The following is a 26,214-nucleotide window of genomic DNA, read 5'->3' as shown; positions in this document are numbered from 1 at the left end:
TAGTCTCCTTTATTTTGGAATTGCGATTAAGCGATCGTAATATCGTGGATATCGACGATAATTGGAATAAAACTGCGGTCTACTGTACCGTCTGGATTACGCGGGTAAACAAGGCGTCGGGTTGGAAATACCAATCCGTCGAACGTTTTGTATTCCTCCATATAGTGAGCGATAACTGCGTCACCATTTACGTCCACTGAGTAGTCCATACGTTTAAGATTACCTTCGCTGTCATAATAAAAAGTTTGTTCTGCCGTATGCGTAGCAATGGATTTAGGGAAACTTACGTGCAGTCTGCGCCATGTTTGGCCATCCTCATCCCAAGGCTCGATCTCACGTGTCTCTACACCTGGGAAAGTGAACAAGTATGGTGTAGTAAGGTAATTCCACATCGCATAGCTAAGGAAATAACCGACTTGCAATTTGTCCCAAGGTGTGAGCATGTCGTAGCCTTCGAATGAAGCACGTGGGTTAGTACGGCTTTCTACAGTCTGACCATCTGCGTATTGCAAGGTAACTCTTTCAGTTTCACTGTCAAAGATCAATTTCTGGTCGGACTCGACCCATGGTGTAAAGACGGTGTGCTGACGTTGAACGTCGATTTCCAAAGTCTCTTCCAAGAATGCGTCTTTGTATCCTTTGAGTTCCCAGAATGGGCCGCTTACAGAGAGCTTTGTCGTAAGTGTTTGGATATTCGACCACCTTTTAAGTCCTCCAGAAGCCTTGAGTACGAGTTCTAGCAAGTCATTTTCAGGTGGAATGTTGTTATGTGGATTCGTCATGATTAATTTCTCCTTTTTATAACATAGTGTAGTGTTAATTTAAGAACGATCGTTCTTATAATGTCAAAAAAAATTATTTCTTCTTTATTATAGACATTGTCGTTTCAATAATTTTATTTAGTTTCTCTTTGTCATCTGTCGTCTTCGACATCACTAATAGCCCGGTATACGCATTGTTAAAATAGTAGGACAACATTTCGGCATCTAATGATTTGTCTAATTCGCCCGACTGCTGACCTGCCTCAATTAACTCACGTATCAATTGCTCTGAGCTTGTAAAGTTCTGTGTTACCCATAATTTGGACTCAGGATCATGAGTTGCCATCTCTACGGCCGTATTTACCATTAAGCAGCCTTTAGGAAGTTCATTTTTATCCTGATTGACAGCCATTTCTAATAATAAACGAATAGCTTCCTCGGCGGAACAAGCGCCATTTACCAGGCTTCTAACGGATTTCTCTATCATTTCATTGTAGCGTTTTAACGCTTTAATATATAAAGAATGTTTATCGCCATAGGTGTCATACATACTTCTCTTGTGAACGCCCATTTGTGAGACTAGGTCCATCATAGATGTTTTCTCATAACCCTGCTCCCAAAATAATCGCATGGCTTTAAGTAAAACGGCATCTTCATCAAACTCTTTGGATCTGGCCATTGTAACGCCTCCTCCTTCTGAAGAGTATCTTAGCATATTGAGAACGATCGGTAAAGAATTATTTCGCACCGATCGTTCTCAATAAGTGAGTAATAGTAGATTTACATCCTAAAATACCTCTTTATCTGAGACAGTTACATAAGAATTGTAGGCAGTATACGTGGTTTATTTGTATAAATTTGTATCGAAAAGTGAATACTTGGAGCAACCTCTGTGAGGTTAGGAGAAGGAGTGTACATGTGCAGCCTACAGAAAAAATTACGGTTAATCAATTAGGTATTATTCTATTCTCATTTGTTGCTTCCACAATCGTCTTAACGCTTCCTGGATTGATTGCGATGTATGCCAAGCAAGATGCTTGGATTTCGGTGTTCCCTTCCACGTTGACCGGATTCTTAAGTATTTGGGTGATGGTCCTACTTTCGAAACGTTATCCTGGTTTGACGATTATTCAATACAGTCAAAAAATTCTAGGGAAATGGTTAGGAACATGTCTGGGCTTATACTACATCTACTTTTGGTTTATGTCGCTTTCAGTTATGACCATACAGCATACCTATTTCATTAAAGCGCTGTTATTACCAAGAAGTCCGTCCATCATAGGTAGTCTGACGTTATTAATCCTATGCGGTCTAGCCGTCTATATGGGTATTGAAGTCATAGCAAGATGCACGGAATTTTTGACACCAATGAAATTATTTTTTTTATTGCCGCTCTTGATTTTGACGATCGGGGAAGCTGATTCTGAACAGTTAAAGCCAATTCTGGGAGACGGAATTCTGCCGGTTTTACAAGGAGCTTTCCTTCCAGGAGGCGCATTCATGAATCAATTGTTTATTCTAGGGTGGCTTCTTCCTTATTTGAATCAGCCGAAAAAGGCATACAAGGTCTCTCTGTTAGCACTTTTAGGAATATTTATTTTTGTATTTATCGTTGTCATTTCAGCAATTATGATTCTCGGTTCATTAACAGGTCAACTGAACTATTCGTATTTAAGTGTCATGCAATACATTGGAATTGAAGGCTCATTTGAACGTCTAGAGGCAATCGCTGTTATGATTTGGGTTATTGGAAGTTTTTCGAAAGTGTCCGTGTCGTTATTTATTTTGTGTATTAGTATAAGCCAGATTTTCCGTATCCAAAATTATCGTGATCTCGTTGCACCGATAACCCTATTGAGCCTCATTGGATCAGTCTGGGTTTTCAAGAATGGTGCGGAACTTCAAACGTATCTGACTTTGATTTACCCGAGCGCTGGTTTAGTCACACAAAGTCTTATCCCATTGCTACTTCTCATGATTGATTCGCTCAGAGGAAAAGTGAACCGTTCACTGCATTAAAAGCATAGTTCCAATGGGTTCAAATAGAATCTTGAACGGGACAACCATACTCGGCAGGTTGACCCGGAAAATTAATAAAGAACCGACAACAGAAGATACACCAATTAATGTGCCGAATACTGCCGCTTCTTTGTTTTTTTGCATGCTCAGGAAAGAGCGAATTCTAACAAAAGACCATACAAGCAAGAAACCTACATATACGATTGTATAGAAAATCATTTTTTGATCTCCTTTCTCTCCAAATGTAAAGGAGGACCTGCCATCCCGCTGCCTAGAATGTTGATCGACACTTCAAGCGAAACGTCTAGCTCTGGAAACCTATCATTCCACCCAGCTTTCAACGCTTTCCACTGTTTCGGCTTATTGCGGTATATTTCTCTGCCGAACCCAACACTATCAACCTTGTACTGCGACTGGACCTTAGTTAATGTATCTTTGACTTGTTTTTCGACGGCGGTCTCCAATGCCTTCTGAACAAGCTTAATGTTCTCTGGTTTACGAATATCTAAATTCGTCGTATTTTCCCAAATGTTACCTTCCCCTTTCAGCTGTATCTTGAATGTAACCTGATCACCAATAATCTGCGGGGTGATTTTTCGGTTTGCCTTGGCCAGAATCATCCCAACTGTTCCATCAGTTTCGGGTAAACTGGCGTTAAGACTGCCGTATTCCATTCGATCTGTCACCCATAGAAGCCCATTGGTTTCACTTTCATTTAGAAATCCTGCTAATTTGAAATCTTTAAAAATGGCTGACCCAGCTAGCTTAAATATATGGTCTTCTTTTAAACCTTCTGTTATGCCATCAGGTGTTATAGCTCCCAATACCGGACTGATTCCCTCTCCAGATGATGCTTGAAAAAAGTCGCGTAATGTAATCGCCAACTCGTTATTTAAAGCTTCCATTTCTTTAATCGCTTCGCTAGGTACTTGTTCAAAGGGGTATTTTACTTTCAGAATATCCCGTCCTTCTCCCCCCTTAACCACCATCATGTATGTTTTTAAACGTTGTTTCGAATCGTGCGTGTAAATGTCGAGAATATCTTCAATCCCACTTTTGGATAACCGCTCACCTATAAAAATAACAACGCGATGTGCCGTAAACAACCTACGAGAACTCTTTTTCTGAAGCCTATAGAATGCTTCGTTAATACTCTTACCTACAGCAGATATCACAAAAAACTTCTCATTGCCACCTCCCCCACTCCCTGGTCCTCCCTGAGAGGAAGAAGGGATCGCAATTTGATGCGATAAGATATAGTCCCCATCATCCGTTATGTCAAATGCCGTCCCCATAATGAAGGCAAGATCATTAATCTCCGTACGATCCCAACACCCACTTGTGGTCAAAAGTGTGAATAGCAAACCAATGTAAAGGAATGGTTTCATTATGAAGATCCCTTCCCTTTCCCCGCATAATCTGGACTTGGTTTTTGACCAGCCGGCTCACGAACCGGATTGTTAGATGCTGTTGATTTCGGACGTTGCGTTTTCGCCCATATCGGCGCCCGGATGATGACATCCTTCAAGTCGGAGAAAGTTAACGGAGCTGCTGGAGTGAAATAGGGGACACCGAATGATCTAAGAGATGAGATATGCATCACAATGCCGATCAATCCAACTACAATGCCATAAAGTCCTAGCGTACCCGCCAACAATAGCATGGGAAACCGTAGTAATCGGATGCCATTAGCGAAGCTATAACGGGGAATCGTAAAAGCTGCAATACCCGTAATCGATACAATAATGACGACCGGAGCGGAAATGATACCCGCAAGCACAGCCGCTTGGCCGATAACCAATGCCCCAACAATGCTGATCGCTTGCCCGATCTGTTTCGGTAATCGAATCCCTGCTTCCCGTAAGGCTTCAAAGATTATTTCCATGATGAAGGCTTCGATCACAGCTGGCAAAGGAACAGGCTCTCTAGAGGAGGCAATACTTAACACCAGATTGGTCGGAATCATTTCTTGATTGAAAGTCGTAATCGCCACATATAATGGAGGTGCAAATATGGCGATACTGATGAAAAGGAATCGAATCCACCGTACGAAAGTTGCAATTGGCCAGCGAACATAATAATCCTCACTAGCCTGGAGACCTGTCCAGAACGTCATGGGAACAATGAGTACAAATGGAGATGTGTCAACGATAATACCTATTTTCCCTTCCAATAACTCAGCAGCAACAACATCTGGTCGTTCCGTACTGTGCACAAGTGGAAACGGAGAATAAGGACTATCTTCAATAAATTCCTCCACATACCCGGAATCAATAATACCGTCAATTTGAATTCGAGATACTCGCTCTCGAACTTCCTCTATAACCGTTTCGGAAGCAATACCAGTGATATACGTAATGACAACTTCGGTTTGGGTAAGCTCCCCGATCGTTACACATTCCATTTTAAGTCTTGACGTTTTCAGCCTGCTACGGATTAACCCAATATTCGTTGAGAGATTCTCAATAAATCCATCCCTTGGACCACGAATGACCGGTTCAGATGAAGGTTCTTCTAGGCTTCTTTGTGATTTATTATTCACTTTGACCATCATGACATCACTGTTCCCAGTGGTAAGCACAGCTGCTTGGCCTTTTAACACTTGTTTGACAATTTCACTAATTTTGGAGGTAACACATGTCAACCCTATAGCGATAATATAATCATCCAGTGATTCTGTTTTCTCAATGATGACATGTTCCTGATTGTCAGATTTAGCTATCATCGGTTTCAATACATAGTCGTCAATCAGAACTTCATCAACAAGTGTAGCAAAGTAGATGATCAGCCAATGATTTTGTCCACACATTTGAACTTTGCGGAAAACAATATCATCACTGTTGTGGAATATACGTCTAAAAATAGATTCATTGTGCTCTAAATCCGTTGTTAATTCGGAGTCCTCTTCTTCAGATAGATGATCCTCAGGTATAATGGGATACCCAGGTTTCGTGTGTAGCCATTTCCTAAACCATTTCACTGAATAAGCCTCCTAAAGAAAAACTATTAACACTAATTTTCCAATTTTTCTCTAAAAATATTCTGAAGATCGTAATCTCGTTTTCTACTCCTCAAAAAAAAGAAACCTGCCTTATGAGCAGATTTCCATACCACCTGAAAGACAGGCGAATCTCCTAGTCTCTCTGATTATTCTTTAACCACGCATTTGCTAACGCAAGTGCGCCTCTAGCCGCAGCCGTGTTCGCCAAAGCGTTAAGCATAACGAAATCGTGAATAATGCCTTGAAAACGGACAGCTGTAACATGAACACCTGATTCGCGCAGCTTATTCGCATATGCCTCGCCTTCATCGCGTAAGACATCGGCTTCAGCCGTAATAATGAGTGCTTGCGGGAGTCCCGCCAATTGCTCTGTGGTCGCGCGCAGTGGTGCAGCATAGATCTCTTCTTTATCCCGCGGCTTCGCTACATACTGCTCCCAAAACCAAGCCATACCATCTTTCCGAAGGAAATACCCGGTTGCGAATTCCTTATAAGATTCCGTATTCAAGCTCGAATCCGTTACAGGATAGAAGAGCAATTGTTTATGAATCTTTGGACCTTTGCGGTTTTTTGCCATCAGTGTAATCGCAGCGGTCATGTTTCCTCCTACGCTGTCACCAGCTACATAGAGGCGGTCCGTATCGAGCCCGTTGTCTTTACCGTTATCGGCAATCCATTGCAGGACGGCGTAAATTTCTTCGATGGCCGTAGGATATTTGGCTTCCGGCGAAAGGCTGTAGTTCGGGAATACAACGCACGCCTCAGTTCCGACCGCTAACTCTCGGATGAGGCGGTCATGTGTATGTGCGTTGCCGAATACCCAACCAGCGCCGTGTATATAAAGAATGACTGGTAACTTGGCCGTTACGTTTTTCTGACGCATGATCCTGATCGATACTTGACCACTCAAACCACCTTCAATCACTTTGTCTTGAATGTCGACCGGTAGTTTCTTAATATCTCCGGATTGGACAGAATCGACCGTTTCTCGCCCTTTTTCCGGACCCAGGTCAAATAAATACGGTGGGTTTTCATTATCTTGCACAACTTTAAACGCGGCTGCTTCTAAAACTACTTTTTGTACGTTTTGCATGAAAAACATCTCCTTTGGGTTAGGCCTCTCCCTTCCCTTTAACCAAAATAAGATTCGGCGAACCAGGTTGCCCCCAAAGTAAAATCTGAAAATTGATTATGACAGCACGGGTGCTAGCCCCGCCGCCACAACCACCAATACATCTTGAACCATTGCTTCTGCGGTGCGATTCTGGGGATTTCGACTCCACTCTACGGCAGACCCAAATATGCCCCAACTCGTGACGAGCGATGTAGCTTGTACAATCTCTATCGAGACCTTTGATTCTGACTCTGCATGTAACCATTCGAATAGGAGTTGATACAGTTCATTTTGCATGGCGATTTCAAACAGCGGCTCAAATTGACGGTCTTCTATAGCCATATACTCCCGAGTACGTGCTAGAAACTCAAAAACGGCAAGTAGAAGGGTTCGCAAACTGTTCATATTCGAGATGGAAGAGTCCGGCAAAGCATCTTTCAATTTCTTCTGAAATTTCTCCCTCATCCAACATTCAAGAAATGCAAATTTATCTTCGAAATGCGCATAAAATGTGGCTCGATTCACAGTCGCCCTAGCAGCAATGTCTTGAACAGAAATGGAGTAGATATTCTTCTTTTCTAGTAGCAATTCCATAAAGGACTGCATCAATAACTGACGCGTGCGCTTCACGCGAGGATCGTTTGCATTTATTGGCATTTACTTCACTCCTTAATTAACTAAGACAACAAAAACGCACTGCTGTTGTGTAAGCCACGATAACAACCATTTGCTGATTGTACAGATCGCTCAAAGCGTTTATCATTCATTTCACAGTGTAGTATACACGAAGCTGATGTGTAAGCAACAGTGTTGTATTTCTAACAAAAAGAAAGGATGATTGATATGATCGCAATAGTACTAACACAATTTGGAGAAGCCAATGTCATTGGATCGCTCTCATGGAGGTGGTCATTATGATCGTCGTTGCCACGCCAACCGGCCAGATCGGCCAACAGGTCCTTGACTACATCTTTGATAGCAATGAGGCAGTCCGAGTAATAGTGCGCGATCCATCCCGACTATCCCCGCGCATGCGTGAACGCGTCGAGGTCGTGCAGGGGTCACATGACGATATCGCTGTCGTTACCAAGGCGTTCGAAGGCGCTGACTCTGTGCTATGGCTGGTGCCCCCGAACCCACAAGCCGAGGATCCTATGAATTACTATTTAAATTTTACCCAACCGGCGTGCGAGGCGATCAAAAGCCAAGGTGTTAAGCGAGTGATTGGCGTATCTAGTCTTGGTTACGATTTCGGCAGCCCTGCTGGATTGCTGTCTCCTGCATTCGCGATGGATGATCTAATCGAAAAAACAGGCGTGAATTACCGATCATTACGCATGCCCTTCTTTATGGAGAACTTGCTCCACCAGGTCAACGCCATCAAAAGCCAGGGAATGTTCTATATGCCTAACGCCGGAGATTACAAGCTCGCAACCTGTGCCACCCGTGATATCGCTGATGCAGCTGCCAAACTTCTGCTCGATAATAACACATGGACAGGTCAGGATAGCGTCTCGGTGGTAGGCCCCGATGATCTTTCCCCCAACGACATGGCTAGGATCATTTCACAAGTGTTGGAGCGGCCAATCCGTTATCAGCAAATCCCTAGCAAGGAATACAAGGCGACAATGATGCAGTACGGGATGTCTGAGGCATGGGCACAGGGACTGATCGACATGGCTGCGGCCCAGGATCAGGGTATTTACAACAACGAGTCGCGTATTGCACAGCGTACGCCTACTAGCTTTATCCAGTGGTGTGAGGAAGTATTAAAGCCAGCTTTTCAAGCTTGATTCTCCCTGATTGTTTTTGAAATAAGTATGCCTGATAATAGAGAGAAGGGCTGCCACGCGGCAGCCCTTCAAATGTTTTTATCCATTATATTTTTATCCAATATTCCATTTTGTTGAACATCAGTTCCTATCTCAGAACGCACCATTCTCATTGGGAGAATTCTCCGGTATGGGCTGACCGACATCCCAGAATTCGACTATGAGGTCCTTATGGAAGCGGAAGATATGGACGACAGTTACCCCAAGGTCTTCTTGGTTTTGTTTTACATAGGAGTGAACCGCAACAAAATCCCCCTCTTCGATGGTATGTTTGATCTCAAGTATTTTCTGCGGATGCATGATGGCGTTCTCTTCCATTGCTAGCATAAGAGATTCAACATCACCGCGAAAAAAAGGATTATGATGACGGAAACCTAGACCAATATACCTCCGGAATGCTTCGCGCACTTCACCCGTTGCCACAAGTTGCAAAAATGACACCGCTTTATTTTTCAGAGAAGTCTCCATGGCTATTCAACCTTTCTATAATTTGTTTGATTGTCAATCCCTCTTCTTCTTTCATTACACGAATTTCCTCAAGTCGCTTCAGTGCTATTTCACGTGGGTATCTTCTTGTTAGTCTTGTATCCTCTTGTTCAAATGGGATCATAGATTCTTCTGTGTAATATTTAATGGTACTGTATCGAACGCCAGAAAGTTCAACCAACTCACTAATACTTACATACTCTGATAATAAAATATTATCTAACGTTCTTTTTCTCCCCATATTTTTCACCCCTATGTTGCTGCAATACTGAAGCTAGTATCCATTATCAATATTTTGGATAGCGATCTCAACCGTCTTAATTTTTTTATAAATGTCCTCTTTACGCAATATCTCTAGTTTTTGCTTTAACGTTTTTTGTTCGTAATCAGAAAAATAATCGTTTAGCATGCTTTTAATGTTTAAAAATAACACTAAGGCAACTGTATGTTCTTCCACATTCCCTTGTTCTAATAATTCAGCTCGAATCTTCTCAACGATGTGAGTCCGTAAATTTGCTACATCCGAATATTTTTTTACGGGAACAACAAATAAAAATTCCGTATTTTCTATCTCTAATATTCCTTTATCTACAAGGCTTTCTACAACCATTTTGTAAATTTCTCTTCTATAGTAAAAGTAAGAAACCCACTTCTTTAACTTCTTTGGTTTCTCTGCAATCATAATTTCGAGTAATCTGTCCAGATATTTTTCACCTGTGGGCACTGAATTAGAAATTCTGACCGTATCATCGTCATCAAATGTAATGTTGCCATTAATAGAAAGTTCCACTATACAAGCCATTATCGTATACAAGTCAACATGCATTCGAAAAAAAGACTTTAGTTTATTGGTTTCACGATCTAATGCAAGTAAGACAAACTCTTGGGGAATTGATAAATTCTGTAACATGGCCGTATCATCCTTTCGAAGACATTCACTTACTACTTACTACTTACTACTTACTACTTATAATATTTTAATTCATTAAAGAAGTCAAAAGGTTTGTTTAAAACAAAAATGCCTGATTCCTCAGGCATTTGCATTAAATTATTTGGATTTATGCGTACCCAGTAACGCTTCATGATAACCACTCCGACCGAATACGCCACCACTATGCTCATAAAATTCAGGAAACAGTTGGAATTGCCCGTCAGTGGTCTGAATCCAACTGCCATTAGGCATTGGATGATTCCCCCTCATTACTTCCCAGTTGGTATAGTTTTGTCTGCCGTTGGATTCGATCAAACCCATAGAGAGTCCAGGCACAGGTAGTAAATGCGCTGCAAGATTCTTGTTCCAATCAACCATGATCGGATTTGCGGTCAAGTCAGCGCAAAAGCAAGGAATTCCATGTTCACTAGCTAGCTTCGCAACTCGCAAGCTCATGCTCATCGTTTTGGCTACCGGCTTTAAGGCAAAGGCCCCGTACCCCATTTGGATTCGCTCCTTAGCATCCTTTTCATTATGGACACTTTCATCGCCTGCGACCCTTACAGGAATATCTGTAACATCCACGTGGATATGCTCAGGAAACGGCTCTTCTACCAATAAAATGTGTTCCATTGCCCCTATTCGCTCAGCCGCGTCCACCAACCTCCAAAGTAACTCCTTGCTGCCGTACCGACCGTTGATGTCTAGGTAATAGGCAATTTTACCGTTTACAGTATGGAGGCATGCACGGTTCCCTGCTATTTGGTGAATCTCTTTCAATCTCTGGATATCCCATTCCAGCATTTTCTCGGGATCTCCATCCTGGTCTGGGTCCGAGCCCAATTTAATTTTCAGCACAAAATAGCCCTCATCAAGCAAAGCCGCGACATCCGTCTCAGTCATCCCATAAGAAACGACCGGCGTACATGCAAGACGTTCATGCCGAGTCGTCAGCATGGATCTGTACCCCTCCGGGATCAATTCACTAAAGCGGGCGCCTGGTGTTTTATGGCTCAGCAGCATCCAAGCTGCATGATCAATGGGAACTAGTGCGTTAAGCGCAAAGGTAACCCTGAGCGGGTTCCCGTCCCACTCGCGGGAGGCATAATCATAGGCTTGCGCCACCAGCAGATCCAGCATGTCCATAGGGGTTTCATATGGGGTATTCTGAGCGGCTAATAACGCATATCTGGTAATCTCGTTCATAAATAAATTGCCTCGTTCATTGCCCCATCGTGTATAGACCTGTGGATCAGACCAAAGTATACTTTGGACACCATACCCCACACCGACATATCCCTCCAGATCCTCCATCGAAATGATGGATTGCCAGAGCTCATTCACATACCCGCCTTTGAAACCGAATGGAGCAAGTAAAGGTTCGCGTTCAACCATAAAATTCGTTTTCTTAATCGTTATCATCCTAATGTCCTTTCGCTTTCTCTCGATACTGTGCAGCGAAAGCTGCCCCTTCATAACCCTGATCTTCGTGGGATAATTGCTTCAAGGCTATCTGCTGCCCTCCTAATAAGAAAGATTTTCTGGCAGCTATCGCAGCAAGTTCCGCCTCTAACAGTTGACTTATTGAAACGAATGGTTCCGCATCCCCAGCCAAGTATGGCAAGCTTGCTTCCAAAAAAGTACGATATAATCGACTGTTATCCACCTGCAAATGCTTAACTGTATTTTCGGTCACAATCGTCGCGTAGAAGGGCAAATATCCCTGTGTAGTTCCGACGCTTAGGAATCCCTTACGCCCATCCTGCCACGTGAGTTCAATTTGATGCTGTAGATGTACACCTGCGGATCGTACGCTTTCGATTCCAGGTCCCATAATCGCTTGCAGGAAGTAAAAAGCATGTATGCCGTAATTAAACTCATCAACGGAACAGCCCGACAACACAGTCACGATCTGGTCGTTCGGATCGTGCTGCCGATGCCATTCTCGGACCTCTTCGCAGACGCTCAACGAAGAACCTCCTGTAAGACGTACGCCACGGAGTTCCCACTCTTGGAGTTGCTGGATGTCATGCAAGTTCCCTGCCATAGGCTTATCTATCATGACAGCTTTACCCGCTTCGACAAAAGGACGTGCACGCATAACATGCAAGTCCCAGTTCACACTGTGTATAATTGCTATGTCAACGAGCTGCGCCATTTCTTCCAATGATTCACAAACAACTTTGATTTCGTGCCTCTCGGCAAATTGTGAGGCATAGCCTTCCTCATGAACGGTTCCCCCATCGAATACGGCAACCACCTGGTGGCCTAGTTCCTTGATAATTGGCACCCAATTGTTCGGATGTGATGTGTCCAGATCTACAATTCCAATCCGTAGAGTTTGCATTCTTTTGCCCCCTATTCAAAGCGTTACTCACCCAGGCATGTACCTGGCCTCTTCTGCTTGACGGAAATAATCATCCATTCAGTTCAAATCCAAACATAATATCACTGCGAATATGCGCATATGTTTGAGACGACGTTATTCGTTTATGGGTACAGATCAGTGCTTACATATTTCAACCCCGAATCGTTAATGGTCAATACGATCCGTGATCCCTTCTCTCGCGACTTCAGCAGTTGCAGGGCTGCAGCAACGTTGGCCCCGGAAGAAAAACCCGCAAAAATTCCCTCTTCGCGCGCTAATCTTCTACAAGCTTCAATCGCCTCCTCATCGGTAACCGACAAGAAGTCAGTGATCAAATTTCGATCAACCAATGGCAACGCCATACTATAGCCGCCGCCTTGCAGTCTGTGGTTCGGATTGGTCTGCATTCCACCCGCCAGATAAGGTGCACCTTCCGGTTCTACCAAATAACTGCGAATGACAGGATTATAGCCATGCAACCTTTTGGCACAGCCAGCAAACGTTCCACCGCTTCCTGCAAAGTCAAGAAACACATCGAATTCGCCTCTCGTTTGCTCCCATATCTCTTCTGCTGTATGTAACTCATGAGCGAGCAAACTCCCTCGATGATGGAATTGATCCGCACGGAATGCGCCTCGTGCTTGAACGATATAGAGAGTTTCTGCATCAACAAGCGCAAGATCCGCGCCAGACACTTGTCCGGGTATTGAGCCAGTTGCTTGTTCGACCAGTATGACCTCGGCTCCAAGCGCACGCATCATTCGCGCTCTCTCCATCGAATTCCCTTTCGACATAACTGCAACAAACGGGTACCCTTTCACCGCGCAGACGATCGCAAGCCCAGTTCCGGTATTGCCGCTAGTCAGCTCCACGACGGTCTGACCTGGCGTAAGCGTGCCATCTAGCTCTGCTTCTTCTATGATTTGAAGCGCAATGCGGTCTTTTTTGCTAAATCCTGGATTGAGGTATTCGAGCTTGGCATAAATCTCTCCGTCTAATTCCTTGGTTAACCGGCTCAATCTAACCATAGGTGTGTTTCCTATCGCTTGATGAGCGCCATCCAGAATTGTTCTACGATAGTCGGTCATTTGCCCAACACCTTCCCAATTCTCTTTCGTAGTTATCATTCTTATGCTTCCAATTCAAAGCTCTATTCGCCCAGGTATGCACCGGGACTCTTCTGCTCGACGGAAATAATCATCCATCAGCTCTAGCCCAAACTCTGCAATAATATCTTTCACATTCAAGTCATCAGATTCGCTAGTCAACAGGACACAGCCCAGAAAACCAGGGTCATGAATCTTGACTTTCGTCCCATATTTCTGTTTGATCTTAAGAAAATGTGCACCATTCTCATCAATATGAATGACAGCGTAATCCAAATTAACTTTGGTTGTAATAAATGAGTAGTAATTCGTGCTCTGTGCCTCCACCTCTCCCAATGGCGTTATTACTGTGCAAGGTAAGCCCGATATCGATCCGGTAAAATAAGATCTGCAGGAATAAGCCCAATAGTTTTGCATAATCCCACCATGATACATGGAAGGAAATACGATCAAATCCGGTTTTGCTTTCGCATACTGCTGCCGAAGCTCATCAAAGTTCAAATCAAAGCATATCGCTGCTGCAACTCTCCCAAAATCACATTCAAAGATGGGCGCTTCCTTCCCATAAAGAATATGATTCTTGTTGTATTCATCGGGAACCAGATAGTTTTTATGATATGCCCCCATCACTTGACCCTCGCGATCAATCAACTGCATCGCATTGCGCCAGCTGCCGTCCTCAGCTTCTATATGTGCTGGATATGTGATATAACAACGGTGCTGTTTCGCAACGCCTGCCAGAAAATCACGGATTTGATTTTTACGAACCCGATAATAAGCTAACTTCTGATCTTGCGGGAACGTCCTTTGATCCGGTCTGTCACAGGCTTCATGCAGTATTATCAAATCTGGACGATCCGGGAGCACATGGTCCAGCTGACTCTGCCAATGTTGGATCATTCGTTCCACCGCCTCTTGGGCAGGAACATCTGCATCAATAACCAAAGGTCTAGGACCCAAACAACTTATCGTTACATAATTCGCCATGAATACTCTGCCCCCCATTCATACACACATCCAACATAAACTGGATTACTAACAAATGAACAGTGCAAGATCTGCACTTTTCTCTATTAATGAACTGTATGTATGAAATTTTTAGTGGTGCGTATCGGAGGTTCACAAAAATATAAATGTTTCAGCTTGATACAGGAGTAAAGTACGGATATTTGACTTTTTATTATTTGGTGAATTGATAAGTTAGAAGTATGGATAATGTCCATAACTACTTATCGAGGAGGCTAGTGTAATGCGAAAAAAAACGAAACTTGGTTATGGCTTAGCGGTAACGTTGACGCTAGGCTTTATCAGCGGGTTGCTGCCCGCACCAAGTGCACTTGCAGCTGCAACGACCTACTATGTGGCTCCGAATGGAAATGACTCCTCAGCAGGTAATTCAGAAGCATCCCCCTTCAAAACCATCAATAAATGCGCCCAAGTCGTGCAGCCTGGTGATACTTGTATCATCGCATCAGGTACATACCGAGAGACGATTACGCCGGCTTTATCCGGCAAAAGCGGTCTCCCCATCACCTTTCAGCCAGCCCCAGGCGCAAATGTCATTGTAAGCGGTACCGAACCGATCAGTGGCTGGACGCAACACGCAGGAAATATCTATAAAGCTGATCTATCTTGGAGTCTAGGAAAAGAAAACCAGTTATTCGTGAATAATGGCTCGGCCGTTGCCCCTCTCTGGGAAGCGCGCTGGCCCAATATCAGCGAATACACACTACCGGGCTTAAAAGCGGGTGTTGCCACCGCAGATTCAGGATCGGCGACGTCAATTGTTGATTCGAATTTGACGCAGCCGACTGACTTTTGGAAGAACGCTTTGGTCTGGGAACGAGGCGGCAACGCCTACCAAGGCATGACCAGTAAGGTGACAGGCTATAACAGTACGACCCACACCCTCACGTATGAACCGATTACAGGCGATTATGCGGAACTGTATCCCCGACTGGGCAGCACGTACTTCCTCAGCGGTGTTTTAGGCGCTTTGGACGCGCCTAACGAGTGGTATGTGGATGGGACAGCGCAAAAGGTCTATTTGTGGGCACCGGACGGCGGTGTTCCGTCCAACGTTGAGGTCAAAAAGCGTATGACAGCCTTTAATCTTAACGGGAAATCCTATATTCAAATGAAGGGGATTCATACCTTTGCGGCCAATATCACGATGAATGGTTCAAGTAATAACACGTTGGACGATATTCAGGCTGATTATGTGTATTTCTCGAACTTTTCCCAGAATACGACGAATCCCGATCAGCTTAATGGCGGAATCAGCATCATCGGAGACAACAACGAAATCAAGAACAGCAAGATTGCCTATTCTTCGGGAACGTTGATCAATATTGAGGGGAACAGCAACCGTATTGTGAATAACGTCATACATGATGGCAGTTATATGGCTTCCTACGATCCCCTGGTCAAGCTTTCGAGCGGGACAGCCAACTTGATCAGTCACAATGAGATTCGGGATTCAGGAAGATTCAATATCTATTGGAGATCGGGTAGCGGAGAAATCTCCTATAACGACATCTCGAATGGGATGTGGCTTTCCAGAGACGGCGCACTGCTCTATAGTTGGGGCGTCGATATGGGCAACAGCAATATCCACCACAATTTGATTCACGACAGTAAAGGTTCCGATATGAGTGTCGGCCTCTATTTTGATAATTATGCCAACAATGTCGTGGCGCATCATAACGTTCTTTACAACAACGACGTGGGGATTCAGCTCAATACACCGGGTAATTACCGACTCATCTATAACAACACGGTCGTGAACAATAAAACAAGCAGCATTGGGTTTTGGGGGTCAGCGCCTTATGCCCAGGAGTTGTTTGGATCGAGAGTATTTAACAACATTTTTACCAACAGTGTCTCCTTAACGGCTGACACAGCAAATGGGTACAACACAACGTCGAACGCCGGCGTGAATTTTGTCAATCCCTCTTCGAACGACTTCCGGTTAAATCAAGGATCAACGGCAATCAACACTGGGGCCGTCATTCAGGGAATCACGGACGGTTACGTAGGTCTTGCCCCAGATGCAGGTGCTTTTGAGTTTGGCGGAGCTGATTGGAAAGCTGGACCGGATTTAGCCAATCCTCCGAGCGTGAATTATGTCCCGATCGATACTCCTTATATGAACCTGATTTTGAACAGTGGCTTTTACGGAAATACGGATAAATGGCTGAAATGGACGACAAACGGCACCACCGATGTCCAGCAAGTACCTGCATCTCCCGACTGGCAGGTCAGAGGAAGACAATTCCGTTTGAAGCTTGGGCCTGGTGGAGCCGGTGTGGAACAGAAAATTACGGGTCTTAAGCCGGATACCGAATATAAATTTGTGGCTTGGGTGTACAATGAACCTGGTGAATCGATCGTTCTCGGCGTATTTAATTATGGCGGAAACGCAATCGATATCACTTCAAAAGATACGCAATATGTTCGCAAAGAAATTACGTTCCGAACAGGCCTTACGAATACGGATGCACGAGTGCGCATTTATAAGCCTGGATCAGCCGTCGGCCTTTCATATGCAGACGATACTGGTCTTATCGAAAACACGCCGTTTAATGCCGGTGTAAGCGAAACCCTTTTAAAAGAGGTGCAGTTCGCATCACCAACTAATCTTTTTACTGTTGGACAGGAAGGAATTTTAAATCTGACAGGAACATTGCAGAACGGCTTGCCGGCGGACCTCTCCACAGCCGATGTCCAGCTTGTTTCCAGTGACCCTCAAGTCCTGCGTATAAATAGCGTAAGCAATGGTTCAGCATCCGTAACGGCCCTTTCGGAAGGTCAAGTCACCATATCGGCAACGGTCTTCAAGGAAGGGATTACCAAAGCAGCTACTCAGATTTCGACAGTCTTCCCTGCTGGCGGGACAGATACCGGAGCAACAGGTTGGACGTTAAAACAATACGGCTCCCATAGCAAGGGCTTTGTATCGGTAGGTACCGATGGCACCTACTCGCTTGTAGGCGTTGGGGACAACGTATGGGACAAATCGGATGATTTCATCTACCTCACCAAAAACGTTCATTTATCCGACCCCAACATTAAAGTAACACTGACGGCTACGATCGACAGCTTTGATTTCCCTGATCCGGCATCGGTCGGCTTGATGTTCCGCGCCAAGGACACGGCGGATTCGAAGCATGTTCAGTTCCGAACGGACGGAACCGGCAAGGTGCTCAGGTATGTATTCCGCAATAACGAGAGCATGTTAGACGCGCAGAAGCCGCCTGCCCAACAACAATATTGGGGCTCTTCGACAGGACTGCTGCTGGACTATGCAGGCAAGAGTATAAACTCTCCTTTCCAGATGAAGTTGGTTAAGGAAGGCAACTCGGTCACTGGCTATTACTATAAAGACTCGCAATGGCAATCCATCGGTTCCACGACTGTGGAGTTCGAAGGAACCGATTTCCTTGCTGGTATCGGAATGTTCTCGGGAAATGGAAAGCCGCCGGTTAAGGCGGTCATCTCACAGTTGGACGTACAAGTGGAAGAAGTATTATCTACCGTTTCGTTAACAGCGGATACCATGTATTTAGGTAGCGGAGGCTCGGCCTTATTATCTGTATCCGGCTATGTGTCCGATGGGTCTCAAGCGGATTTAAGCCAAGCAACGATCGTGTTCAGAAGCGACAATAGCGCAGTAGCGAACGTCGATGGCAATGGAAAAGTAACCGCAACTGGAGAAGGGATTACATCCGTTCATGCTTTAGTTACACTCGGAGGCGTTACAAAGGAAGCGAACACAGGGTTCCTAGCTGATCTCAGGGCTCCGATCACAATAGCTGAGGCTGTCTATGGGACACAAACAGTGGTAGCCCTCTCGGCAACCGACAATCTGTCCGGTATTGCAAGAACCGAATATCGGATCGGCGACAACGGGACTTGGAGCCCTTATACGGGACTTATTTTAATCGAACAAGGCGGGACGCACACGGTTCAGTATCGTTCTGTTGATAAAACAGGCAATACGGAAATAGTCAAAACCATCGTCATAGGTCTATTGGACCGGACTGCTCCGGTTCTAACTGTAGCGCTAGACAAAACTTCGATTTGGCCTGCAAACCATAAAATGGTTGCTGTCCATGCCACTGTGAACGCAAGCGATGCAGATTCTGGAGTAGCATCGGTCATTTTGACATCCATTACTTGCAGCGATCCAAACAGTAACGCAAGCGACATACAAGCGGAGATCGGTACGCCCGCTACAACATTTAATCTGCGAGCCGAGAAAGATCGCACCTATACCATCACTTACACAGCTATCGATAACGCGGGCAATAAAACCGTTGTTTCAAGCGTAATCACCGTTCCCCATGATCAGTCTGGGAAATAACATTAAGTTAGTATGAACACAAAGGGCTGTCTCAAGGGTCAATTTAGACCTTTTGAGACAGCCACTTTTTTCATTAAATAGCGTATCCTCGTGCCCTTTTTTCAGAGTTGTCGTTTGGGGCAGTCTCTTCGCTGTCGGAAATCATGAACTTAGCCGATTCTTGCGATTGCGAGTTGCCGTCACTCTGACACCAAGTTGCTCCAATCTATTTGTGAAGACTGCCCTGACGCCATGGAAGCATCCGCCCGAAACCCGACAAGATGCCCGACGATAGCATGCTCCAAGGATGTGGAGAATTGAGCGGAAGCGTCTCCTCGAACAACTCGCACGAAATCCTCGACAAGCCGGTGATCGCCGCCTCCATGCATATCGCGACTGACCGGAATATCGACGCGGTGCTCGCTATATACGCCTCCTTTCCGCAGGTGTGGGTAGCGCACCACGAAGAAACCTTCCTCGAGCTCCCCATAGATCTCGCCCTTCGTTCCTGTAATATGCACGGTGCGACAGGCCTTGGCTGCCCCGCCGACCAGATTGTGAACGGCGGGGCTTCCGTTCTCAAACTCCATCATCACCGCTTGATGATCGGCAATGTCGTTATCGCACCTCCAGACACAACGGCCGAAAGGGTTATCGGTGCGCAAGCTCTCCAGCTTCTCCTCCTCGCTGAACCGCACGCCGTCTAGGTAACGAGGCCACACGTAAACCGGCCATAGCGAATGATCCACGTACAGTTTCTTCGCCGAGTACACGCAGTTCTCTTCGATTGCGCAATCGGTCAGGCAACGAGTACCCGAACCTTGTGGAGCTCGCGACTCCCGAAAATAAGAGCGGCCGCCGTAGCTGCTCACCTTGACTGGACGTACTTTCGATTGAAACCAGGTGATAAGGTCGAGGTCGTGGCAGCATTTTTGCATGAGGAAGGACGAGCCTCCTCGCTCCTTATTCGCGAATTTGCCGCGAACGAACGCCGTGGCCATGTGATGATAGTCCACATTTTCCTCCGTCTGAATGTGGAGGATGTCTCCGATCGTCCCTGCCTCCAGCTCCCTCTTCAGCTCCACGTAGAACGGAGCATACCGCAGCACATGGCAGATCATGACCTTGCGACCGCACGCTTGCGCCGTGCGATGCAGCTCCAGCACTTCAGCTTCCGTAATGCCGATCGGCTTCTCCAGCAGCAGGTCGTAGCCTTTCTGCAGCAGCGGCAAGCTCGTCGAGACGTGTTGTGCGTCCAAGGTCCCGTTAATCGCCGCGTCCGCCAATTTCGGCCGTGCGACAAGCGTCTCAACATCCGCGAACACCATGTCCCCCGGCAATCCATAACGTTCAGCCGTATGCGCGCGCCGAAGCGGATTCGGATCCACTACCCCAACTATCCGCATCTGCTCCGGATGCTTCAACGCGTAGCTCGCGTAATTCATACTGCGGCTGCCTGCTCCCACAATGATGACCTCTATCGGTTTATTCTCGGCGTTCATTTGTTCTCTCCCCTTTTGATTAACTCCGATGCATCGTTTATCGCCCGATTGACCTTTTCCCGAAGCCCGAGCAGCCATTCTGCATCGCACGGATACCGGCTAAAGCTCAAAGGCTCCGTGAGTCCCTCTTCAATCATCGCCAGAACCCGGTCGCGCCCGATCAAGCTTTCCAGCAACTGCAGGGCCCTAAGGTCTTGTAAACCCTCGAAGAACACTTCCATGCGAATTGACTCTACCGGCCCTTCCGCGCCAGGGTAAACTAGGAACGCGTCGCCAGATGGGAAGCTCCGGCCGGCGTCCGTCACACGATACGGGTCGATTGCTTGCAGCGAATACTGCGTATTCCAGAAGTTGTAGCCCCAATGCAAGAAGCCGGCAATTTGAAACTTATATAACTGAACACCGAACACTCGATTGCGGGCGGACGGCATGTTGAAGAACCGATTGGATACTTGCCGGTACTGCACACAGCAGTAATACGTCCATAGTTCCGGCACTTGACGCTTAAGGAAAGGTTCAATGTGGTCGTTCGCCGGAATCGGCCGCTTCACAAGCCCCTGCTCATAGTACTCATAGTTGGTCAGAGCATCGATAATCGGGAAATTCCCCAAGTGAGTCTGCATCAGCTCGCTTGCACTGCGATACCAAGGCATATGTTCAAGCAAAGGCTCATCCGATATATGAAAATAGCACCGATTCTCAAGGCCTCGCTCGTGAAGGAGCGCCGTCAAAGCAGGTAAGTATTGACCCAGGAAGGATTTATATTCCTCCCCAGTCGCATCCGTCTCCCAGCCAAAAATGCGACGCAGCTCCCCCTGTTCCTCCGCCATCACTTTCGGAGCATGCTTTGCCCCCCACTGGGTGAACAGGTGCGAGAATTCCAAATAACGGATGCCGACCCGATCACACACCTCAATCCAGCGAAGAAGTCGATCAAAACCGAATTCATAGGTTCCGTCCGGCTCCTTCTGCACATCCACCAGTTGAACTGTTGGGCGCTCCCCGCCGACTTGGGTATCCAGTGGAGGTGTGAAGTGCGGCGTGAGAACCATGTTCATGCCGTGCTGCACGGCGGTTTGCATATACTGTTCGATCAGCAGCCAATGCGCATCGCTAAACACTTGGACTCCGTAGTAATTCGCTAGGCAGTCGGTATGGAACCACTCCGTGTGAATCAGCGTTTGAGGTGGCAGAACCGCTGAGATGACCTCTAAGTGAAAGCACTCCTCACCAATCTTTTCCCCCGTCATTTTTGTAAACTGCACAGTGACAACATAGGCTTCCGCTGGTGTCTCCTCATCTAACTCCACAGTAACCCAGACGGATCTCCATTGATAATGGATTCCCACAACCCCATACTCTTCGTCTATAGGATACAGCGGATCGGGATAAAGGCCAGGCGTGACCCGCAGCACATTGACATCATGGCGTCGCTGGCAGGGGAGTTCCGATGGAGCCAAGCCGACCTCACGCAAGGTAATGGCAGCTGGCAAGGTGGACGTGAAGCTCACCCGGATCGGCTTGGTCAAAGCAGGTGCGCGATAGGCGACTTGGAAATTGAACGTCTCCCCGCGCAAGGCGGAGCTCCTCGTATATGACTCAGCCCAAAGCTCCTCGTCCGGAAACACTTTGACTAAGGAATGGAGACAGCGTGTCTCAAATACAAATACATCCTGCATGTAAATTCCCTCTTTATTCTCTCGACTTAAGATCAGCGTAACTCCCGGAAAAAACAAAAGAAAGTGCAAGATTCGCACTTTCTTTCACTAATTCGATGAACAATTTGAACTTTTATGCACGATGACGATTCAAAGCAGTCTGCCTACAACGACAACGATTTCTTGATGCGGTAATCCTTGGGTGTCGTGCCAAAACGCTTCTTGAACAGCTTGAAGAAATAGCTCGGAGAGCTGAAACCGACCTTCTCCGAAATTTCGTTCACCGGCAGGTTGTTGTTCTCCAGCAGCATGACCGATTTCAGCAGTCGAATTTCATTGATGTAATCGGCAACAGAGATCGTTTCCTGCTTCTTGAAAATGCGGCCGACGTACGCGGAGGACATCCGGAGCATATCGGCGATTTCCTGTAAGCTCAGATTCGGATTGGAGTAATTCGCCTGAATCATGTCTTTAATCGTATCGATGATAAAATGGTCCTTCGTCTCCGTACCTCGCTTCTGATCCTCAAAAATAGCGCTTAGGATGGCGCCGAACTCCGCGAAGATTTCGTCCAGTGTCTCCTTCTCGAATACGAGGCGATCGATGGAGCGAAGATCGATGAGCAGTGGTGACAGCTTGTTCTGATTGATTTCACGAACGGTCTGTTTAATTAAGATGCCAAGCTGGATCACCGATTGCACGACGGCATCGGAGCTCATCCCGGCAATCAACCGGCGTAGGTGCTCCAACTCCTGGATGACGTTGTCCGGACGGCTCGCTTTGATTGCCTCCGCGAATTTTCGCTCGAGCTCGAGCGGGATGTGTGCCTCGAGATTGGCAAGATTGCTCTGCACCATCTCCGGTGTGATCACGGAACCGTGGCCAAAATTCATTTTGTAAAGATAGTAATCCAATGCTTTCTCGTAGCGAGCCGTCAACTCGTGATAATGGGACGCGACATCTCCCAGTGCTACTGTGAAAGTGACATGGTAGTAATCCCCGATGATCTGCTGCGCCTGCAGCAGCAGCTTGGTGATTGCTGTGTAGCTTGCCTCCGGGCGAGCGCCGGCTTCGAAGACCAACACCAGATATTCGCCACGAATGTCGACGACATCCCCGCGCAGCCCCTCTGGAACAATTTCCCGAATGATATTGGACACGGCAAAATTCAGCAGGTTTACATTCACACCGAGGACGTTGTCTTTCAGTTCTTCGTAGCGATCGAGCTTGAGAACCCCGATGATGCTCTCTTTTTCCAAATCAACGGTCACATATCCACCCCGTACGCACTCGTCCCATTCCTCTGACGAGAAAGCTCCGCTATCGGTCACGAGCTTGCGCAGATAGTAAGAGCGCATAATCGCTTCGTTGCTGTCGTGCTTCGTTTGCTCGGTCATAAGCTTCTCGATAAGATGATTATAGATATGCGAGATGTAGCTGATCTCGTCCTGCTCATTCGTACGGTCCGTCTCACCACCGGGCAACCTCTTCGTCTGCTTGAGCAGCCCGTTGATCGGCGAGTAGAGACGGTTCGAGACGACCAATGAGGCGACGACGGCTATAACAAGACAAATTGCGGCGACCGTTATGAAGACGATCTTCAGCCGATCGACAGCGGCGATTACGCCAACATAAGGTTCAACATCGACGATTACCCAGTTAACTGAGCGGTTTACGATGTAATTAACGATTTGCTTTTCGCCGTTAGCCGTATACGTAAACTGAGAAACCTGGCGGTGTGAGGTATCGATCTGCCGATATACCTCGTCCTTCAGATTACCCAGATCTTGGTCAAATTGAATATCTGGACTGTACATCTCTTTATTCTGGTCCAGCACGAAAATCCGGTTGGACCTATTCGAAGACTGCCTGTTCATCAACTCCAGCTTTTCAAACAGCCATTCCGGCTTTACATTGATAATTAAAGCGCTCTCCTTCTTGGTATACGCGTCCAGCGAGTCATACATAAATAGGGAGAACACCTGCTGTGAGCGCTCCGGATGCTTGAGGTCCGGGACGTAACGTAATGGCATCATCTGCATTTTGAAAATTGCCTTGCCGCCGTTCAGAAATTCACCGATATGATTCATTAGGTTGCTGGTTGAGCTAGTGATTGCGTCATCACCGCTCATAAAGAACATGTTTCGCTTGCTGTTGTAGAAGACGATCGAGTGGATAAAGGAGTTGTAAGCAATTGTCTTACTCAACTTGTTTATGCGGTCGGTATCTTCAAAGGTGTCCTGTTCACCACTGAATAACAAATGGGCCATATCGGTATCGTAGAACATAGAGATGGCGAAATTTTTCACTGTATCATTCATGTAAGTGATGTTGTAGTTGATCTGAGAAAGCACCTTCTCGTTGGCTTCTTGCTGCGAGTCCAAGCTGATCTTCTTGGAATAGAGAAAAGCGGACAGCAAGGAGGCCAGCATAACGGATATAATAAGCAGATTAATTGACAGTATGATGCGCATGAAATATTTCCGTTCCCGATACTTGCGCAAGTAGTTATTCATCGGTGCATCCCCCCCTATCTCCGACATCTTATACAGGTCCAATCGCCCGGCATCCCGTCCACGATATGGCTGTTCTTTACCTATTTCAACGCGGAACGCTAACTTCCTTTTTATAGATATACACCCTTCGGATGACCGAAGGGTGTACGCTTGTGTAGCGGGACCTGCACTTAGTAATTACGTGTGAGCTGCAGATGGCTGAAGGGCGTTAGCGCAGCGTTGAATGCTTTTGAACGGCGCCGACAGGGATAGCCCGTTATTCGCCGTATCGCTGCCTGTTGCCTGCGATACATAATAGGTAACTCCAGTGGCCGAAAATAACTTAACTGGAAAAAATGCAGCTAATTTCATTCAGATCGCGAGAATCAGATCGATAACTGGAGAATATCCAGTTAAATTACACCCTTTTCGCGAGAATTGGGACTCCCCCTGAAATTAGCTGCATAAAATCCAGTTGCTTGTTCTATTTCGCAGAAATGACCACGATTAACTGTACATTTTCCATCAATTATGGTGCATGTGGAACTAACGCCACAGAGGTTCAATCTCAAGCCAACAAATGCATCTGCTCTGCCCGAACTTCTCCTCTCAGAGGGCGGCCGTCGAGATAAGCCCGCAGGTCGTTCACCACCGCCTTCGCGATGCGGCCCATGCCATTATTGACAGCTCCTGCGATATGCGGAGTCAGAATCACGTTCGGCAGCTTGCGCAGCGGATGGTCCTCTTGCGGCGGCTCTGGATCGGTAACGTCGAGACAAGCAAACAATCTTCCTTTGCTCAATTCTGCAACGAGTGCCTCCTCGTCGATGACTGATCCTCGCGCCGTATTGATCAACACACAATCGTCTTTCATCATCGCCAGCCGATCAGCGTTAAACAACTGATACGTCTCCGGCAGAGACGGCAAGTGAATGGAGATGACGTCGCTCTCTCGCAGCAAGTCATCCAGTTCTAACTTCTGCGCGCCCATCTCCCTGGCTCGCTCCTCGCTGACGAACGGGTCATAGAGCACGGTCCTAACGTCGAACTGCTGAAGCAACTTTATGTAGTGAGAGCCCGCACGCCCTGCTCCAACGACACCGATCGTGAGACCGTATACTTCGCGCACGCGCGAGCCGTCGCCCCAGCCGCCAGCCACCGTCTCCTGGCTAAGCCGCCACATGTCCTTGAGCGACACGATGGTAAAGCCGAGCGCCGTCTCCGCCACCCCTTGGCCAAGCGCTTCGGTCGCGTTGGCTACGCGAACGCCACGCTGCCACAACGCTTCCGTCACGATCGGCTTAACAGTTCCGGCCGCATGCAGGACGAGCTTCAAATTCGGCGCGCTCTCCAACACCCGCTCCGTCAATGCACAGCATCCCCAAGACGTGATCGCCACATCTGCTCCGGCAATCAGGTCACGCACCTGCTCCTCCGATGGGTTCCCAATTTCCTCATTGAGCGTTACGTCGCCAAGTTCGCGAAGTTGAGCCAGATGTTCTGGACTGAATATCCGCTCCCGTTTGTCTTTTCCTTGCAGTATGGCAATCTTCAATTGAAGTCCTCCCTCATTCGCTTGTTCCATATAATCGAGCAA

At 46.6% G+C, this 26,214-nt stretch carries 21 protein-coding genes; 3 read left to right on the top strand and 18 right to left on the bottom strand.

All coding sequences use genetic code 11. From position 1 onward, the window contains the following. Window positions 1–26: 26 nt before the first annotated feature. Complete coding sequence (locus ASL11_RS34565) at window positions 27–782, bottom strand: hypothetical protein (protein ID WP_056625757.1); 756 nt, start codon at window positions 780–782, stop codon at window positions 27–29. A 73-nt stretch (window positions 783–855) separates the two neighbouring features. Further along, window positions 856–1,440, bottom strand: a complete 585-nt coding sequence (locus ASL11_RS34560) for a TetR/AcrR family transcriptional regulator (RefSeq protein ID WP_056625755.1) — start codon at window positions 1,438–1,440, stop codon at window positions 856–858. 239 nt (window positions 1,441–1,679) lie between these two features. Here ASL11_RS34560 and ASL11_RS34555 point away from each other — a divergent pair, with 239 nt between their 5' ends. Continuing rightward, window positions 1,680–2,780 (top strand): GerAB/ArcD/ProY family transporter, encoded by a 1,101-nt coding sequence (locus ASL11_RS34555; protein ID WP_056625752.1) that lies wholly within the window; start codon window positions 1,680–1,682, stop codon window positions 2,778–2,780. On the opposite strand, the gene ASL11_RS34550 is transcribed toward ASL11_RS34555, so the two are convergent. The 5 genes from ASL11_RS34550 to ASL11_RS34530 form a co-directional block, all read right to left on the bottom strand. Continuing rightward, the gene (locus tag ASL11_RS34550) at window positions 2,769–2,999 is read right to left on the bottom strand and encodes a hypothetical protein (protein ID WP_056625749.1); all 231 of its coding nucleotides are present in this window, start codon (window positions 2,997–2,999) and stop codon (window positions 2,769–2,771) included. The genes ASL11_RS34555 and ASL11_RS34550 overlap by 12 nt on opposite strands. After that, window positions 2,996–4,168: a Ger(x)C family spore germination protein gene (locus ASL11_RS34545; protein ID WP_056625746.1), complete on the bottom strand. Its 1,173-nt coding sequence runs from the start codon at window positions 4,166–4,168 to the stop codon at window positions 2,996–2,998. Before ASL11_RS34545 ends, ASL11_RS34550 begins: the two co-directional genes overlap by 4 nt. After that, window positions 4,168–5,760, bottom strand: a complete 1,593-nt coding sequence (locus ASL11_RS34540; protein WP_056625742.1) for a spore germination protein — start codon at window positions 5,758–5,760, stop codon at window positions 4,168–4,170. The genes ASL11_RS34545 and ASL11_RS34540 overlap by 1 nt, the downstream gene beginning before the upstream one ends. A gap of 154 nt (window positions 5,761–5,914) precedes the next feature. Further along, window positions 5,915–6,874, bottom strand: coding sequence for an alpha/beta hydrolase (locus tag ASL11_RS34535; protein WP_056625739.1), 960 nt, complete (start codon window positions 6,872–6,874; stop codon window positions 5,915–5,917). 96 nt (window positions 6,875–6,970) lie between these two features. Then, complete coding sequence (locus tag ASL11_RS34530; RefSeq protein WP_056625736.1) at window positions 6,971–7,552, bottom strand: TetR/AcrR family transcriptional regulator; 582 nt, start codon at window positions 7,550–7,552, stop codon at window positions 6,971–6,973. A 242-nt stretch (window positions 7,553–7,794) separates the two neighbouring features. Here ASL11_RS34530 and ASL11_RS34525 point away from each other — a divergent pair, with 242 nt between their 5' ends. Continuing rightward, window positions 7,795–8,688 carry an NmrA family NAD(P)-binding protein gene (locus ASL11_RS34525; protein ID WP_327205130.1) on the top strand — a complete coding sequence of 298 codons (894 nt, stop codon included), beginning with the start codon at window positions 7,795–7,797 and terminating at the stop codon, window positions 8,686–8,688. A 132-nt stretch (window positions 8,689–8,820) separates the two neighbouring features. On the opposite strand, the gene ASL11_RS34520 is transcribed toward ASL11_RS34525, so the two are convergent. From ASL11_RS34520 to ASL11_RS34490, 7 genes are all read right to left on the bottom strand, one after another. Further along, window positions 8,821–9,195 carry a nuclear transport factor 2 family protein gene (locus ASL11_RS34520; RefSeq protein ID WP_056625730.1) on the bottom strand — a complete coding sequence of 125 codons (375 nt, stop codon included), beginning with the start codon at window positions 9,193–9,195 and terminating at the stop codon, window positions 8,821–8,823. Then, entirely contained in the window at window positions 9,173–9,454 is a 282-nt protein-coding gene (locus ASL11_RS34515) for a MerR family transcriptional regulator (protein WP_056625727.1), read from the bottom strand. Before ASL11_RS34515 ends, ASL11_RS34520 begins: the two co-directional genes overlap by 23 nt. A gap of 33 nt (window positions 9,455–9,487) precedes the next feature. Further along, a complete protein-coding gene (locus ASL11_RS34510; RefSeq protein WP_056625724.1) occupies window positions 9,488–10,123 on the bottom strand; it encodes a GOLPH3/VPS74 family protein in 636 nt (211 codons plus the stop codon). Between the two features lie 138 nt (window positions 10,124–10,261). Then, on the bottom strand, window positions 10,262–11,566 hold the full coding sequence (locus ASL11_RS34505; protein WP_056625722.1) for an enolase C-terminal domain-like protein: 1,305 nt from the start codon (window positions 11,564–11,566) through the stop codon (window positions 10,262–10,264). 1 nt (window position 11,567) lies between these two features. Next, window positions 11,568–12,491 carry a Gfo/Idh/MocA family oxidoreductase gene (locus tag ASL11_RS34500; RefSeq protein WP_056625719.1) on the bottom strand — a complete coding sequence of 308 codons (924 nt, stop codon included), beginning with the start codon at window positions 12,489–12,491 and terminating at the stop codon, window positions 11,568–11,570. Window positions 12,492–12,634: 143 nt separating this feature from the next. After that, window positions 12,635–13,639 (bottom strand): PLP-dependent cysteine synthase family protein, encoded by a 1,005-nt coding sequence (locus tag ASL11_RS34495; protein WP_235550663.1) that lies wholly within the window; start codon window positions 13,637–13,639, stop codon window positions 12,635–12,637. 15 nt (window positions 13,640–13,654) lie between these two features. After that, on the bottom strand, window positions 13,655–14,605 hold the full coding sequence (locus ASL11_RS34490) for a carbon-nitrogen hydrolase family protein (RefSeq protein ID WP_056625716.1): 951 nt from the start codon (window positions 14,603–14,605) through the stop codon (window positions 13,655–13,657). A gap of 262 nt (window positions 14,606–14,867) precedes the next feature. Between ASL11_RS34490 and ASL11_RS34485 the strand changes: the two genes are divergently transcribed. Continuing rightward, entirely contained in the window at window positions 14,868–18,983 is a 4,116-nt protein-coding gene (locus ASL11_RS34485; protein ID WP_056625713.1) for an OmpL47-type beta-barrel domain-containing protein, read from the top strand. Between the two features lie 179 nt (window positions 18,984–19,162). Here ASL11_RS34485 and ASL11_RS34480 read toward each other — a convergent pair whose 3' ends face one another. The 4 genes from ASL11_RS34480 to ASL11_RS34465 form a co-directional block, all read right to left on the bottom strand. Continuing rightward, window positions 19,163–20,464 (bottom strand): Gfo/Idh/MocA family protein, encoded by a 1,302-nt coding sequence (locus tag ASL11_RS34480; RefSeq protein ID WP_056625710.1) that lies wholly within the window; start codon window positions 20,462–20,464, stop codon window positions 19,163–19,165. After that, window positions 20,461–22,143, bottom strand: coding sequence for a DUF4091 domain-containing protein (locus ASL11_RS34475; protein WP_056625708.1), 1,683 nt, complete (start codon window positions 22,141–22,143; stop codon window positions 20,461–20,463). The genes ASL11_RS34480 and ASL11_RS34475 overlap by 4 nt, the downstream gene beginning before the upstream one ends. 143 nt (window positions 22,144–22,286) lie before the next feature. After that, window positions 22,287–24,638 carry an AraC family transcriptional regulator gene (locus tag ASL11_RS34470; RefSeq protein ID WP_056625705.1) on the bottom strand — a complete coding sequence of 784 codons (2,352 nt, stop codon included), beginning with the start codon at window positions 24,636–24,638 and terminating at the stop codon, window positions 22,287–22,289. Between the two features lie 547 nt (window positions 24,639–25,185). Further along, the gene (locus ASL11_RS34465; RefSeq protein WP_056625701.1) at window positions 25,186–26,172 is read right to left on the bottom strand and encodes a hydroxyacid dehydrogenase; all 987 of its coding nucleotides are present in this window, start codon (window positions 26,170–26,172) and stop codon (window positions 25,186–25,188) included. Window positions 26,173–26,214: the final 42 nt, after the last annotated feature.

Source organism: Paenibacillus sp. Soil750 (assembly GCF_001428045.1).
Classification (GTDB): Bacteria; Bacillota; Bacilli; order Paenibacillales; family NBRC-103111; genus Paenibacillus_E; species Paenibacillus_E allorhizoplanae.
This window is presented reverse-complemented; position numbering and strand designations above follow the sequence as displayed.

Excerpts from the sequence above, each read along its gene's own strand:
- ASL11_RS34510 (WP_056625724.1), bottom strand. The coding sequence starts at position 10,123 with ATGTTACAGAATTTATCAATTCCCCAAGAGTTTGTCTTACTTGCATTA.
- ASL11_RS34565 (WP_056625757.1), bottom strand. The coding sequence starts at position 782 with ATGACGAATCCACATAACAACATTCCACCTGAAAATGACTTGCTAGAA.
- ASL11_RS34550 (WP_056625749.1), bottom strand. The coding sequence starts at position 2,999 with ATGATTTTCTATACAATCGTATATGTAGGTTTCTTGCTTGTATGGTCT.
- ASL11_RS34480 (WP_056625710.1), bottom strand. The coding sequence starts at position 20,464 with ATGAACGCCGAGAATAAACCGATAGAGGTCATCATTGTGGGAGCAGGC.
- ASL11_RS34500 (WP_056625719.1), bottom strand. The coding sequence starts at position 12,491 with ATGCAAACTCTACGGATTGGAATTGTAGATCTGGACACATCACATCCG.
- ASL11_RS34475 (WP_056625708.1), bottom strand. The coding sequence starts at position 22,143 with ATGCAGGATGTATTTGTATTTGAGACACGCTGTCTCCATTCCTTAGTC.
- ASL11_RS34560 (WP_056625755.1), bottom strand. The coding sequence starts at position 1,440 with ATGGCCAGATCCAAAGAGTTTGATGAAGATGCCGTTTTACTTAAAGCC.
- ASL11_RS34530 (WP_056625736.1), bottom strand. The coding sequence starts at position 7,552 with ATGCCAATAAATGCAAACGATCCTCGCGTGAAGCGCACGCGTCAGTTA.
- ASL11_RS34535 (WP_056625739.1), bottom strand. The coding sequence starts at position 6,874 with ATGCAAAACGTACAAAAAGTAGTTTTAGAAGCAGCCGCGTTTAAAGTT.
- ASL11_RS34545 (WP_056625746.1), bottom strand. The coding sequence starts at position 4,168 with ATGAAACCATTCCTTTACATTGGTTTGCTATTCACACTTTTGACCACA.
- ASL11_RS34470 (WP_056625705.1), bottom strand. The coding sequence starts at position 24,638 with ATGAATAACTACTTGCGCAAGTATCGGGAACGGAAATATTTCATGCGC.
- ASL11_RS34495 (WP_235550663.1), bottom strand. The coding sequence starts at position 13,639 with ATGATAACTACGAAAGAGAATTGGGAAGGTGTTGGGCAAATGACCGAC.
- ASL11_RS34485 (WP_056625713.1), top strand. The coding sequence starts at position 14,868 with ATGCGAAAAAAAACGAAACTTGGTTATGGCTTAGCGGTAACGTTGACG.
- ASL11_RS34515 (WP_056625727.1), bottom strand. The coding sequence starts at position 9,454 with ATGGGGAGAAAAAGAACGTTAGATAATATTTTATTATCAGAGTATGTA.
- ASL11_RS34490 (WP_056625716.1), bottom strand. The coding sequence starts at position 14,605 with ATGGCGAATTATGTAACGATAAGTTGTTTGGGTCCTAGACCTTTGGTT.
- ASL11_RS34520 (WP_056625730.1), bottom strand. The coding sequence starts at position 9,195 with ATGGAGACTTCTCTGAAAAATAAAGCGGTGTCATTTTTGCAACTTGTG.
- ASL11_RS34505 (WP_056625722.1), bottom strand. The coding sequence starts at position 11,566 with ATGATAACGATTAAGAAAACGAATTTTATGGTTGAACGCGAACCTTTA.
- ASL11_RS34525 (WP_327205130.1), top strand. The coding sequence starts at position 7,795 with ATGGAGGTGGTCATTATGATCGTCGTTGCCACGCCAACCGGCCAGATC.